The organism is Streptomyces lateritius (assembly GCF_014649715.1).
GTDB classification, from domain to species: Bacteria; Actinomycetota; Actinomycetes; order Streptomycetales; family Streptomycetaceae; genus Streptomyces; species Streptomyces lateritius.
The window spans coordinates 351,194-364,627 of record NZ_BMTO01000005.1; the positions used below are offsets into that span (position 1 = coordinate 351,194).

Here is a 13,434-nt window from a genome sequence, read left to right on the forward strand (position 1 = left end):
CGCCGGGGGGGCCGCCGGAGAGACGCTACGGTGGTCGGGAGATCGTTCCGGACGGAAGTGACGGGGACATGCGACCGATGCAGGATGTGCTGCTGCGCACCGATGGGCGAGCGGGCTTCGTCACCCTGAACCGGCCGAAGGCCATCAACGCCCTCACCCATGCCATGGTGCGCCGCATCGACGAGGCGCTGACCGCGTGGGCGGACGATCCCGCCGTCGAGACCGTCGTCCTCGAGGGCGCGGGTGAGCGCGGGCTGTGCGCCGGCGGTGACATCCGGGCCATCCACGACGACGCCCGGGCCGGCCGCACCGCCTCCGTCGACTTCTGGCGCGACGAGTACCGCCTCAACGCCAGGATCGCCCGCTACCCCAAGCCGTACGTGGCCTTCATGGACGGGATCGTCATGGGTGGCGGTGTCGGCGTCTCGGCCCACGGCTCCGTCCGGATCGTCACCGAGCGCTCCCGCGTGGCGATGCCCGAGACGGGGATCGGCTTCGTCCCCGACGTCGGCGGTACGTACCTCCTGGGCAGGGCCCCAGGCGAACTGGGTACTCATCTGGCCCTCACCGGCGAAGGGGTGGGCGCCGCCGACGCCCTGCTGACCGGCCTCGCCGACCACTTCGTCCCCTCCGAGGACCTGCCGCGCCTGGCCCTGGAGCTGACCCGGGCGCCCGCGCGCGAGGTGCTGCCCCGCTTCGCGCGGCCGGCCCCGGCCGGCGACCTGGCCGCGCGGCGCGCGTGGATCGACGCCTGCTACACGGCGGACACGGTCGAGGACATCGTCGACCGGCTCCTCGACTCCGGTGTGCCCGAGGCCAAGGAGGCCGCCACCACCCTCCTGGCCAAATCGCCCACCGCGCTGAAGGTCACCCTGGCCGCGATCCGGCGCGCCCGGCTCCTCGACTCCCTGGAGACCGTCCTGAACATGGAGTTCCGGCTCTCCTGCGCCGCGCTCTCCTCCGCCGACCTCGTCGAGGGCATCCGCGCCCAGGTCGTCGACAAGGACCGCACTCCCCATTGGTCCCCGGCCACGCTCCCCGAGGTGACGGCCGACGCCGTCACCCGGTACTTCGCCGCGCCCGCCACCGCGGAGCCCTTCAGGTCCTGAGTCCGGCCCCCTTCACCCGGTCCGAGGCGCGGTAAATCGGTGTCGCGATCCCGACAGGGCTCCCTAGACTCGCCGCGCGCGCCGACGACGTTCCGGCGCGCCGATCGACCGACTGACCGACCGACGAGGGGGGAGCCCGACCGTGCGTTGCCGTACCGCTGTCGTCGCTCCCCGGTCCCCCCGGTCCCGGTTCGACGTGATCCTGATGTCCCGCGCCGCCCGATGCCGGCTGCGCGGCCGCCATCGGATGCCCGTGACGCATTCCTGACCCCTGCCCGCCCGATGTGCCGGCGGGGCGCCGCGTCCGGAAATCGCGCCGCCCTCTCCCGTACACGTCGAAAGGCCCTGGGCCGTGCGTACCCACCTCCAGCTTCCCCCGACCACCCCGCTCGACCGCGTCCGTAACCTCGGCATCCTCGCCCACGTGGACGCGGGCAAGACCACCGTGACCGAGCGGATGCTGTACCTCACCGGCGCCACCCACAAACGCGGCGAGGTCCACGACGGTACGACCGTCACGGACTTCGACCCACAGGAACGTGACCGCGGGATCACCATCTTCGCGGCGGCGGTCAGCTGTGACTGGGACGGTCACCGGATCAACCTGATCGACACCCCCGGCCACGTCGACTTCTCCGACGAGGTGGAGCGCTCGCTCCGTGTCCTCGACGGCGCCGTCGCGGTGTTCGACGCGGTCGCGGGTGTCGAGCCGCAGAGCGAGACGGTCTGGCGGCAGGCCGACCGGCACCGGGTCCCGCGGATCGCCTTCGTCAACAAGATGGACCGCGCCGGCGCCGACCTCGACACCGCCGTGGCATCGATCAGGGACCGGCTGCACACCGCCCCGCTCGTCGTCCAGCTGCCGATCGGTCAGGAGGACGGCTTCACCGGAGTGGTGGACCTGGTCCGTATGCGCGCCCTGATCTGGGCCGCCGGTCACGACACGTTCACCGACGTGCCGGTGCCTCAGGCCCTGCGCGAGGAGGCACGACGGCGCCGCCGAGCCCTGGAGGAGGCCGTCGCCGAACTCCATCCGCGCGCCCTGGAGGAGTTCTGCGCCCGGCCGGCCTCCGACGGGTCCCGGGACCCCGACGGCTCGCCGGCCCTGGGGGAGCGCACGCTGACCGCGGCGCTGCGCGATCTGACCCGCAGTGGTGACGGTGTGGTCGTGCTGTGCGGATCCGCCTACCGCGACCGGGGGATGGAGCCGCTGCTCGACGCCGTCGTCTCGTACCTGCCCTCGCCGCTCGACGCACCCCCCGTGCGCGGCACCGAGGACGGTGAGGAGCGGGAACGGGCCGCCGACCCGGAAGCGCCGTTCGCCGCCCTGGCCTTCAAGGTGCACTCCACCGCCACCGGACGACTCACCTATCTCCGGGTGTACTCCGGAACGATCGAGAAGGGAGACGTCGTGCTCGACGTGGCCGCACGGCGCACCGAGCGGATCGGCCGCATCCTGCGGGTGCGGGCCGACCGGAACACCGAGGTGGACCGGGCACGGGCCGGGGACATCGTCGCCGTGGTCGGACCGAAGACCGCCCGCCCCGGCGCCACGCTGTGCGTGCCCTCGGCGCCCCTGCTGCTCGAACCGCCCGCGGCGGCCACCCCGGTGGTCTCCGTCGCGGTCGAGGCCCGCAGAAGCCTGGACAGCGACCGGCTGGCGTCGGCGCTGGCACGACTCGTCGAGGAGGACCCCTCCCTCGCGGTCCGTACCGACCCCGAAACCGGTCAGACGGTGCTGTCGGGGATGGGCGAACTGCACCTGGAGGTCGCGGTGGAGAAGATCCGCCGGGCCCAGGGTCTGGACATCGGTGTCGGCAGACCGCAGGTGGCCTACCGCGAGACGGTCGTCCGCGGCGTGTCCGGTCATATCCACCGGCACGTCAAACAGGACGGCGGCGCGGGCCAGTTCGCCCATGTCGTGATCGACGTCGAGCCACTCGGCGTCGGACCACTCGGCACCGGCGCGGCCATGGGCGGGGACGGGGAGTTCGCCTTCTCCTCCACCGTCACCGGCGGCCGCGTGCCGCAGGAGTACGTCCGAGCGGTGGAGGCCGGCTGCCGGGACGCCCTGGCGGAGGGCCCGCTCGGCGGCCACCCGGTGACGGGCGTGCGGGTGACGCTCACCGACGGAGCCACCCACTCCAAGGACTCCTCGGAGATGGCGTTCCGTACGGCGGGCCGCTCCGCGCTGCGCGAGGCGCTGCGTGCCAGTGCGATGACGCTGCTCGAACCGGTCGTCGAGATCACGGTCACGGTGCCCGACAGCGCCGTGGGCGGTGTGCTCGGCGACCTGGCGGCCCGTCGTGGCCGGGTTCACGGCTCGACCTCCCGGGCCGGTACGGCGGTGATCACCGCGACCGTGCCGCTGGCCGAACTCTTCGGCTACGCGTCCCGGCTGCGCGGTCGCACCCAGGGCCGCGGCACCTTCACGACCCGGCCCGCCGGTTACGCCCCCGCACCGGCCGGCGCGACCGGAGGAACGCCGACCCGGTAGCGACGGCCTCCGTACGACCGGCCCGGTAGCGACGGAAGCGGTACGACGACGGGCCCGCCCCACCTCCGGGGCGGGCCCGTCCCGGCCGCACCGCCGGACGCCCGGTCAGGCCCCGGCGGCCGACCGGCCGCCGGGGCCGTGCGGCAGGCACACCGCACGCGGCCGTGCAGCGCTACCGGGCCGAGATCAGCCCGGCCCGTCGACCGCGCTGCCCCTCGCACACCGGGCTGTTCCACGTACGCCGTCCAGGCCCTGCGGCGCCAGGGCGCGCTGGGCGGCGTGCAGCCGGTCCTGGGCCGGTCGCCGCGGTGTACGCGGGACGCGGCGCGCCGTCGTGAATACCCGGGACCCCGTCCCGGACCGAGGGAACGACGGCGCGTCAGCGGACCCTCTCGCTGAGCACCGCGAAGGCGCCGCGCCGCTCCCGGCCCTCCGGAGTGCGCCAGCCCGCGACGACCCCTCCCAGAGCCCCGGCGGACACGCCGTCGGCTTCGGACCCGTCCGCGCGCAGGACCCGCGTCACCGTGAGGGTGAGCGGGGACGCCGCCGACTCCGGGCCGCCCGTCGCGTCCACGAGCAGGTCGGTCGCGTCCGGCCCTTCCGCGACGGTCGCCGGCGCGCTCAGGCCTCCGCGGCCGCTGAAATGGCGGGTGACGGTCGGGTCGGGCGTACCGGACTCACTCTGCGCCTGCGGCTCGGCACGTCCCTCGACCAGCGCGAGCAGCTGCGCCACGAGCACCGGGTCGTGGGTCCCGTCGTACACCCACCGCCGTCCCAGCACACCGTGTTCGGAGGTGCCGACCAGGGCGTGCTCCGCACCGGCGAGCGGCGCCCCTCGGTAACTGAGCGGCAGGTGGTAAGCGACGGCGTCGTCACCCGGGCCGTCCGTGACCACCATGAACTCCATGCCCACCTCTCCTTGGGGGTCGTCGAGCCGGAAGCCTCCGGCCTTGGCGAGCTCCGGCCCCCGCTCCGTGGGGACGTACCAAGGCCGGGAGGGGAGCCAGGAGGTGAGAAGGTCCAGCTTGCCGGGGTTCATGGTGGTGCGGTGAATGACAGCCATGCCTGCCCAACTTCCCTCACCCGTGTTCGGTTCCCACCCGGGCCCGGGGGAGGGGCGCGCGGCACCGAACGGCACAATGAGGATCATGCTGCTGTCGTTCCAACCCGTCCTCGAGCGCATCGCCGAGGAGATCGGGGACCTCGTCGGCCGGGGCCGGCCCGCCGACTACATCCCGGCGCTCGCCGCAGGCGACCCGGGCCGCTTCGGCATGGCCGTCGCCGAACTCGACGGCACCGTCTACGGCGTGGGGGAGTGGCAGCAGCCCTTCTCCACCCAGTCCGTCACCAAGGTGTTCACCCTCGCCCTCGCCCTTGCCCGCGAGGGCGACACGCTCTGGGAACACGTCGGACGGGAGCCGTCGGGCAACCCGTTCAACTCGCTGGTGCAGCTGGAGTACGAGAACGGCATCCCCCGCAACCCGTTCATCAACGCCGGCGCGCTGGTCGTCACGGACCGGCTGCACGGCCTGACCGGGGACGCCTCGGGCACACTGCTCGACCTGCTCCGGGCCGAGAGCGGCAACCCGGACCTCGACTTCGACCGGGACGTGGCCGCGTCGGAGACCGCGCACGGGGACCGCAACGCCGCGCTGGCCCACTTCATGGCCTCGTACCGGAACATCTCCACCCCCGTGCCGACCCTTCTGCGCGAGTACTTCCGGCAGTGCTCGGTCGAGGCGTCCTGCGCCGATCTCGCGCTCGCCACCGGGTTCCTCGCCCGCCACGGCATACGGGCCGACGGCTCACGGCTGCTCACCCGGAGCCAGGCCAAGCAGATCAACGCGGTCATGCTCACCTGCGGGACGTACGACGCGGCCGGCGACTTCGCCTACCGCGTGGGGCTGCCCGGCAAGAGCGGGGTCGGCGGCGGCATCATCGCCGTCGTCCCGGGCCGCTGCACCCTCTGCGTCTGGAGCCCCGGTCTGGACGAGCGCGGCAACTCGGTCGCGGGCGTCGCGGCCCTGGACCGCTTCACCACGATCACCGGCCTCTCCGTCTTCTGAACCGACGGCCCCCCCGACGAACCCTGAACGGCGTTCAGCCGCGCACCGCGTTCAGCCGCCACCGCGCGCCGCGTTCAGCCGTCACCGCGCACCGCGTTCAGCGGTCCGCGGCCGGAAGGAACGGAACCAGCGCGTCCCACCGCCCGATCTCGCACCCGTTCTCCCGCGTGAAGTCCGCGTTCACCGGCCGCCCGGCCCAGGTCCCCTCGACGTGCGCGACGGCGGGACCGCCGTGCTGCATCGTGCACAGCGCGTCTTCGGGCACGGGCGCGAAGGGGCCGGGGCCGCCCCAGACGGTCAGCGCGTCGAGCCTCTCGCAGGCCGCCCGCGCTTGGGGGTGATCTCCGTCGGCGGGGTGGCAGTACAGCTCGTACGTGCCGTCACGGGCCGGATCTCCGGACTCCGAGACCATCACCGTCAGACGGTCGCCCCGGTCCGTCCGGTCGCCGGGCACCGATGGCGCGGCTGTCGCCGTCCCGCAGAGAACGGCGGCGCTGAGCGCTGTGACGAGCGCCGTGGTGAGGGCGGTGGCGCGGGCGGGACGACGACAGAGCATGGAGCGATCCGTTCGGAGAGGAGGGCGCGGGCAGGCGGAGCCGGCCGACAGACCAACGCGGCACAGCGCGGAACGTCACCCTGACATCCCCCGAACGCACGCGGACCCGGGGGACCTCCACCGGAGATCACGGGACGTCCGCGCACTCTCCGAGGCGCCCGCGAGCCACGGCGCGGATAATGGGGCTCATGGTTCCGCCCGGGCCACGCCGGTCCGTGAGGGCGGAGCGGAGCAGAGGGGCTCTGACGGCTGGAGGTGCCTCGTGACCAGCACGGCCCGTCCGGGCGAGGGCGCCGACGAGCTGGACGCCGCGCTCGCGGAGACCGTGCGGCGGACCGGCGCCTCCATCGGCGCCGTCTACCTCCTGGCACCGGACGAGCCCGTGCTGCTGCTCGAGGCGCTGTACGGGGCGCCGGCGGATGTCGCCGCACCGTGGTCGAGGGTGCCGCTCGCCGCGCCGGCCCCGGTGGCCGAAGCCGTCCGCGACGAGCGCCTGATCTGGGTGGGCAGCCAGGAAGAGATGGCCCGTTCGTACCCCCGTACGGCCGTCGCGCTTCCCTACCCGCTCGCGCTCGCCGCCGCACCCGTCGTCGGCAACCGGTGCTGGGGGTCGCTGCTGCTGATGTGGCCCGCCACGCGGCCCTCTCGCATGACCCGGCGCGAGCACGGCCACGTCGCCGCCTGCTGCCGGCGACTGGCCCGGCTCCTGGAGGAGGCCGCCGAGGCCGGCCGGCCCCTGGTCACCGCGGACCGGCCCCGGGTCCTTCCCCCCGCCACCGGCGACCGGCAGGCCGGCCCGGCCGGGGCCGCCGCCGACTTCGCCGAGCGTCTGCCGGGCGGCTGCTGCTCCCTGGACCTGGAGGGGCGCATCACCTACCTGACCTCCGGCGGCGCGGAGCTGCTGGGACGGGACGCGGGCCGCCTGCTCGGAACCCTGCCGTGGCAGTCCCTGCCCTGGCTCGACGACCCCACGTACGAGGACCGCTACCGCGCGGCCGTGCTCAGCCGTGAGCCCGTCTCCTTCACGGCCTGCCGCCCGCCGGACCAGTGGCTGGAATTCCATCTCTACCCGGACGCCAGCGGCATCAGCGTCCGCATCGTGCCCACCGGCGCGCTGCCTCCGCCGGCCCCGGCGCCCCGCAGAGCGCCGGGCAGCACCACCACGCCGGCCCGCGCGGGGCAGCTCTACCAGCTCATGCATCTGGCGGCCGGGCTCACCGAGGTCGTCGGCGTACAGGACGTCGTCGACCTGGTCGCCGACCAGATCATGCCCGCCTTCGGCGCCCATGGCCTGGTCCTCTCCATGGTCGACTCCGGCAGGCTGCGGATCACCGGCCACCGCGGCTACCCCGCCGAGGTGATCGAGCGCTTCGACGGACTGCCGCTCGACACCACCTTCACCCCCGCCGGGCAGGCGCTCAGCAGCGGCATCCCTTCCTTCTTCGGCGATCCGGAGGAGATGCGGCGCATCTACCCCGAGGCCCCGCTGGTCAGCGGAAAGCAGGCATGGGCGTTCCTGCCGCTGATCATCTCCGGCCGGCCGGTCGGCTGCTGCGTCCTGTCCTACGAACGGCCTCGTAACTTTTCGGCCGAGGAACGCGCGGTCATGACGTCGCTCGCCGGTCTCGTCGCGCAGGCCCTCGACCGGGCCCGTCTGTACGACACCAAGCACCTGCTCGCCCACGGGCTCCAGCAGGCACTGCTGCCGCACAGCCTCCCGGCCGTCGCCGGCCTCGACGTCGCCGCCCGCTATCTGCCCGCCACCGCCGGCATGGACATCGGCGGCGACTTCTACGACCTGATCCGGCTCGGGGACACCGGTGCCGCGGCCGTGATCGGCGACGTCCAGGGGCACAACGTGGCCGCCGCCGCACTGATGGGCCAGGTCCGCACAGCCGTCCACGCCCACGCGACCCTCGCCACGCCCCCGGACAGAGTGCTCGCCGCGGCCAACCGGCTCGTCTCGGACCTCGATCCCGGCCTGTTCACCAGCTGCCTCTACGTCCGCCTGGACATCGCCCACCGGCGGGTGACCCTCGCGAGCGCGGGCCACCCGCCGCCGCTCGTACGCCAGCGCGACGGCCGCACCGCACCCCTCGACGTCACCCCGGGGCCCCTGCTCGGCATCGACCCGGACGCCGAGTACCCCGTCACCGAGACCGACCTCACCCCCGGACTGATGCTCCTGCTCTACACCGACGGGCTCGTCGAGACACCCGGCACCGACTACGACGACTCCGTGTCCGACCTGGCGCGCCATCTCGCCGAGGCCGACGACCGGGACCTGAGCCTCCTCATCGACTCCCTGCTGCGCAAGGCGCGGCCGGCCCGGCTGCGGACGGACGACATCGCCGTCCTCGTCCTGAAGGCCGCCTCCGGCCCCTCCTGACAGCCCTCTCCCGCCTGCCGGCCCCCTTCTCCCCGCCGTGTGCTGCCGCTCGGCTCGACGACGGCCGTCAGACGGCGTCGGGGGACTCGTCCAGGGTGAACAGCGCGCCCTCCGGATCCCGCAGGGTGACCTGGCGGTGGCGGCCGCCGCCCCACTCGGGTTCCGGCACGGTGTGGCCGCCGTTCTCGACGGCCAGCGCCGTGGCCGCCTCGAGGTCGCGGACCTTGAAGTGGACCAGCCAGCGGGGCCGCAGCTGCGGCTTCGACGCCGCCTCCTCCACAGGCCCGCTGTTCAGCCGTGCCACCGGCTCGCCCGCGCGCCGCAGGACGACCTGATCGTCCTCGTAGGAGACCTCGCAGCAGCTCCCGCCGTCGGTGTCCCACTCCAGCACCTCGCCGTAGAAGACGGCGGCGTCGAATGCGTTACGGGTGTGCAGTTCCAGCCACGCGGGCGCCTTCCCCTCGCCGACGCTCCACTCGGAGAGCACCCCGCCCTCCCAGATGCCGAACGTGGCCCCCTCCCGGTCGGCGACCAGGGCGGCGCGGCCTCGGGGAGGGTACGAGACCGGCCCCACGCCGACCGTCCCTCCGCGCTCCCGAACCCCGGCCACCGCCTGATCCGCGTCCCCGACGGCGAAGTACGCCGTCCAGGCCACCGGCACGGCCAGCTCCCCTGCGACCGCGCCGATGCCCGCGACGGGCACCCCGTTCCGTTCGGCGACGGAGAAGGCCCGCCCGAATCCGCCCGGCCGGAACGTCCAGCCGAGCACCGAGCCGTAGAAGCGCTGCGCCGCCGCGAGATCGCGCGCCACGAGACTCAGCCAGCACGGCGCTCCCAGCACATCCGCTGCCACCAGCACCACGGCTGCCTCCTTACCGCTGTCCGCCTTGTCGCGGTCCGTACCGCGGTCCGCCGTCGTCGATCTCGGGCCCCGGGATCGTGCTCTGCCTGTTCCCATCCCAGGGGCGCCCATGCGCCGGGCGGCGGACGGAGCGCGCGCGGGTCAGGATGGAACGGTCGCCACGACAAGGAGACGTCATGCTCGCTCACGACGCGGCCTCGGGACCAGCTCGCCGCCGCAGTTGGGGCAGATGTCCCGCAGGGACTCACCGCAGGGCACACAGAACGTGCACTCGTACGAACAGATGCGGGCCGGTCCGTCCTGCGGCAGGGCCGCGGTCTCGCAGCGCTCGCAGCGATCACGCATCTCCAGAGCCATCCGTCTTCCTCACCTTGTGTCCAGGATCCACGGGCACGGGCCACCGGCCGGCCTCCCGCCCAGCCTCCCGTCGGCCCTCTCCCCTCCACCAGCGCGCGCAGAGCCAAAGATCAACACGATCGGGTCCGGTCGTGCCGGCGCCCGTAGCCGAGGAACCGCATCATGACCGTCACCCGTGAGCTGCTGATCGGCGGCCGGAACGTACCCGCGGCCTCGGGGCGAACCGCCGAGGACGTCGACCCCTTCACCGGCGAGGTGTACGCGCGCGTGGCCGCCGCCGGCCCCGAGGACGTCGCCCGGGCGGTCGAGGCCGCCGACGAGGCCTTCCCCGCATGGGCCGCCTTCGCCCCGTTCGCCCGCCGGGAGGTCTTCCTCAGGGCCGCCGACCTCCTCGACTCCCGGGCCGAGCAGGCCGTCGCCGTCATGGCCCGTGAGACGGGGGCCACCCGTGCCTGGTCCCTCTTCAACGTGTCGCTCGCCGCGAACATCCTGCGCGAGGCCGCCGCGGCGGTCACCGCACCGCGCGGCTCGGTGCTCACCGCTCAGGAGGAAGGCGCGCTCGGCCTCGCGGTCAGCGAACCGCTGGGTGTCGTCGCCGCCTTCGCGCCCTGGAACGCGCCGCTCATCCTCGGCGTCCGAGCCGTGGCCTCGCCCCTCGCCGCGGGCGACACGGTCGTGGCCAAGCCGAGCGAGAACGCGCCGATCGCCGCCGGACTGTTCGTCGCCGACGTCCTGCGCGAGGCCGGGCTGCCCGCCGGGGTCCTGAACGTGGTGACCAACGCGGTGGAGGACGCGGCCGGGACCGCGGAGGCCCTCGTCACCCATCCACGGGTGGCCGCCGTCAACTTCACCGGATCCACCCGGGTCGGCCGGGTCGTCGGAGCGCTGGCGGCGCGGCACCTCAAGCCCGCCGTCCTGGAACTGGGCGGAAAGAACGCCGTGGTGGTCCTCGACGACGCCGACGTGGACTACGCCGTCGACGCCGCCACGTTCGGGGTCTTCATGAACTCCGGCCAGATCTGTATGTCGGGCGACCGGATCCTCGTCCACGAGTCCCTCGCCGACACGTTCACGCGGAAGTTCACCGCCAAGGTGGCCTCGCTCCCGGCCGGCGACCCGGGCCACCCGCACACCGTGATCGGCCCTTTGGTGAGCGCCGAGGCCGCCCAGCGGGTCGCCTCCCTCGTGCGGGACGCGGTCGACGCGGGCGCCACCGTGCTGGTGGGCGGCGGATCTCCGAAGGGCGCGGTGCACCCGGCCACCGTGCTCAGTGGTGTCACCGCGGAGATGGAGCTCCACTACGCCGAGGCGTTCGGACCGGTCTGCGTGATCGACACCTTCGGTGACGACGAGGCCGCCGTCACCCTGGTCAACGACACGGAGAGCGGCCTCACCTGCGGCATCATCACGGAGAACGCCACCCACGGCCTCGCGGTCGCCCGCCGGGTCCACTCCGGCATCGTCCACATCAACAACCAGTCCGTCGCCGACGAGCCCCACGCCCCCTTCGGCGGCGTGAAGGGGTCCGGCTACGGCCGCTTCGGCGGGCGTTGGGGCATCGAGGCCTTCTCCCACACCCGTTGGGTGACGATCGCCACGCAGCGGGCCCGCTTCCCCTTCTGACCGGGGGCCCACGCCTCTCCGTGGCCACGGCAGGGGCCCCCGGGGCGGAGCGACCAGGGTGGGGGACTGGTCCGCGCGCCGCAGCGCATCGGCGACGAAACCGTCGGACTTCAGCTCCTCGACGACGTCGCGCAGGAACGCGACGGTCTCGGGCCGCCGCGACCGCGTCGTCCCCACCGCCTGCCGGACCTCCATGAACCGCTCGTCGATCAGCCGGAGTTCGGGATGGGCCGCGACGAACTCGGGCATCGGCTGCCGGATCCGGCCGCGACCTCCAAACTCTCGGCGAGGAACGTGTCGGCCCCTTCGTCCCCGCGCACGACCGTCGCGTGCCGCAGGTGCGGGAGAGGAAGAGGCCGTAGGCGGACCCACGCTTCACGCCGATCCGTACGCCCGGACGGTCGACGTCGGCGACGGAGGTGCGGAGTTCAGGACACGCTCCCGACCCGGCGAGGCGGGGCGATCAGGCGTGCGCGGCACGGCGGGCGATCAGGCGCCCGGCACGAAGAAGTTGTGCACCTGGGACATCTTCGGCATCGGTCCCTCCGGGAAGCCGACCTCCGCGGCGAGCGGCATCACGGTGTCGGCGAAGCGCCGCATGTGCTCCTCGGACTCCCACAGGTCGAAGATCCGCAGGCCCGAGCCGGTCGGGACGGCCGCATGGGACAGACAACCCTCGAAGGGGTTGCCGGGTAGCTGCTGGAGCCTGGCGTTGAGTGCGTCGTACTGCGCGGTCGTCACGCCTTCGAGCTCGGCCTGGACGAAGATCGCCACGGCGTCTCCCTGCTGTTGAGTCCGGTTCCCCCTCCACCGCCACGTGTGACGGCCCGTCGGTCGAGCCCAGCAGACCACGCCGACCTGCCGACGGCATCCCGCCCGGGCCGTACGGGCGAGGTTCGACGGAGCCGATCTGGGCATGCCCATGTCATCGCGCTCCCACCTCCCACGCACGGTCACCCAGGAGGACGCAGTTGAAGACGAGTTCGCGGATCCGCAGGGCTCCGCTCAGTGCCTCTCTCAGGGCCTCGTTCAGGGCCTCGATCGTCACCGTCGGCAGCATCGTGCTGGTCGTCGCCCTTCCGGGCAGCGCGCTCGCCGCGCCGCCGACGGCGTTGCCCGCCCTCGCCGACGGGCTTGAACGGACTTTCCAGCCCGCCTACGACTACGACACGGACGGCTGCTACCCCACGCCCGCCATCGGCCCGGACGGCACCGTCAACACCGGCCTCAAACCGTCCGGCGCCCTCAACGGGCAGTGCCGCGACTCATGGGACCTGGACAACACCAACGGCTACGCGCGCTACAAGTGCAACAACGGCTGGTGCGCGATCCTCTACGGCCTCTACTTCGAGAAGGACCAGGCGCTGGCCGGCAGCGGGCTCGGCGGCCACCGTCACGACTGGGAACACGTCGTGGTCTGGGTCCAGAACAACGAGGCGCGGTACGTCTCCACGTCCGCCCACGGCAAGTTCGACGTCCACGGCCGCGACCGGATCCGCTGGGACGGGACGCACCCCAAGATCGTCTATCACAAGGACGGCTTGAGCACGCACTGCTTCCGCCCCGCCAACTCCAACGACGAGCCGCCGGAGAACCACGACCACCAGTGGCAGTTCCCCGCACTCGTCGGCTGGAACGGCTACCCCGCCGGCATCCGCGACAAGCTGACCCGAGCGGACTTCGGCAGCGCCGTCTTCGGTCTCAAGGACGGCAACTTCGCCTCCCACCTCGAGAAGGCCAAGCCCGCCGGCATCCCCTTCGACCCCCACGCCTGACGCACGCCCGGCCTTCGAACCCTCGTAGCGAGGGACCGAAGGCCGGACCACCCCGCGCACCACCGCGTACGCCCAGGAATTCGCCGACCCGAACCACCCCCGTAACCGAGCTTCCGCGGTCACGCGGGGCCGGCCGGGTCAGCGGGGTGCGCCCGCGAGGGCCGCGGCCAGGGCGGCGAGGACCGTGACGGCCGCCAGTC

At 73.4% G+C, this 13,434-nt stretch carries 11 protein-coding genes; 6 read left to right on the top strand and 5 right to left on the bottom strand.

All coding sequences use genetic code 11. The annotated features are described in order from the left end of the window. Nucleotides 1-77 precede the first annotated feature (77 nt). Nucleotides 78-1,109 carry an enoyl-CoA hydratase/isomerase family protein gene (locus tag IE136_RS12650; RefSeq protein ID WP_189600421.1) on the top strand — a complete coding sequence of 344 codons (1,032 nt, stop codon included), beginning with the start codon at nucleotides 78-80 and terminating at the stop codon, nucleotides 1,107-1,109. A 352-nt stretch (nucleotides 1,110-1,461) separates the two neighbouring features. Further along, nucleotides 1,462-3,606 (top strand): elongation factor G, encoded by a 2,145-nt coding sequence (fusA, locus tag IE136_RS12655; protein WP_158984157.1) that lies wholly within the window; start codon nucleotides 1,462-1,464, stop codon nucleotides 3,604-3,606. Nucleotides 3,607-3,985: 379 nt separating this feature from the next. On the opposite strand, the gene IE136_RS12665 is transcribed toward fusA, so the two are convergent. Then, nucleotides 3,986-4,669, bottom strand: coding sequence for a maltokinase N-terminal cap-like domain-containing protein (locus IE136_RS12665; protein ID WP_158984153.1), 684 nt, complete (start codon nucleotides 4,667-4,669; stop codon nucleotides 3,986-3,988). Nucleotides 4,670-4,745: 76 nt separating this feature from the next. Here IE136_RS12665 and IE136_RS12670 point away from each other — a divergent pair, with 76 nt between their 5' ends. Beyond that, nucleotides 4,746-5,672, top strand: coding sequence for a glutaminase (locus tag IE136_RS12670; RefSeq protein WP_189600361.1), 927 nt, complete (start codon nucleotides 4,746-4,748; stop codon nucleotides 5,670-5,672). 97 nt (nucleotides 5,673-5,769) lie between these two features. Here IE136_RS12670 and IE136_RS12675 read toward each other — a convergent pair whose 3' ends face one another. Further along, nucleotides 5,770-6,228, bottom strand: a complete 459-nt coding sequence (locus IE136_RS12675; protein ID WP_189600362.1) for an SSI family serine proteinase inhibitor — start codon at nucleotides 6,226-6,228, stop codon at nucleotides 5,770-5,772. A 262-nt stretch (nucleotides 6,229-6,490) separates the two neighbouring features. Between IE136_RS12675 and IE136_RS12680 the strand changes: the two genes are divergently transcribed. Next, the gene (locus IE136_RS12680; protein WP_229818803.1) at nucleotides 6,491-8,617 is read left to right on the top strand and encodes a SpoIIE family protein phosphatase; all 2,127 of its coding nucleotides are present in this window, start codon (nucleotides 6,491-6,493) and stop codon (nucleotides 8,615-8,617) included. A gap of 67 nt (nucleotides 8,618-8,684) precedes the next feature. Here IE136_RS12680 and IE136_RS12685 read toward each other — a convergent pair whose 3' ends face one another. Next, nucleotides 8,685-9,476: a VOC family protein gene (locus tag IE136_RS12685; RefSeq protein WP_373309056.1), complete on the bottom strand. Its 792-nt coding sequence runs from the start codon at nucleotides 9,474-9,476 to the stop codon at nucleotides 8,685-8,687. Between the two features lie 177 nt (nucleotides 9,477-9,653). Beyond that, nucleotides 9,654-9,836, bottom strand: a complete 183-nt coding sequence (locus tag IE136_RS12690; protein ID WP_158984145.1) for a DUF1272 domain-containing protein — start codon at nucleotides 9,834-9,836, stop codon at nucleotides 9,654-9,656. A 162-nt stretch (nucleotides 9,837-9,998) separates the two neighbouring features. Between IE136_RS12690 and IE136_RS12695 the strand changes: the two genes are divergently transcribed. Continuing rightward, complete coding sequence (locus IE136_RS12695; RefSeq protein ID WP_158984143.1) at nucleotides 9,999-11,459, top strand: aldehyde dehydrogenase family protein; 1,461 nt, start codon at nucleotides 9,999-10,001, stop codon at nucleotides 11,457-11,459. Nucleotides 11,460-11,948: 489 nt separating this feature from the next. Here the strand turns inward: IE136_RS12695 and IE136_RS12700 are convergent, their stop codons facing one another. Then, a complete protein-coding gene (locus IE136_RS12700; protein ID WP_158984141.1) occupies nucleotides 11,949-12,233 on the bottom strand; it encodes a hypothetical protein in 285 nt (94 codons plus the stop codon). 197 nt (nucleotides 12,234-12,430) lie between these two features. Here IE136_RS12700 and IE136_RS12705 point away from each other — a divergent pair, with 197 nt between their 5' ends. Continuing rightward, nucleotides 12,431-13,234: an NPP1 family protein gene (locus tag IE136_RS12705; protein WP_373309054.1), complete on the top strand. Its 804-nt coding sequence runs from the start codon at nucleotides 12,431-12,433 to the stop codon at nucleotides 13,232-13,234. Nucleotides 13,235-13,434 lie beyond the last annotated feature (200 nt).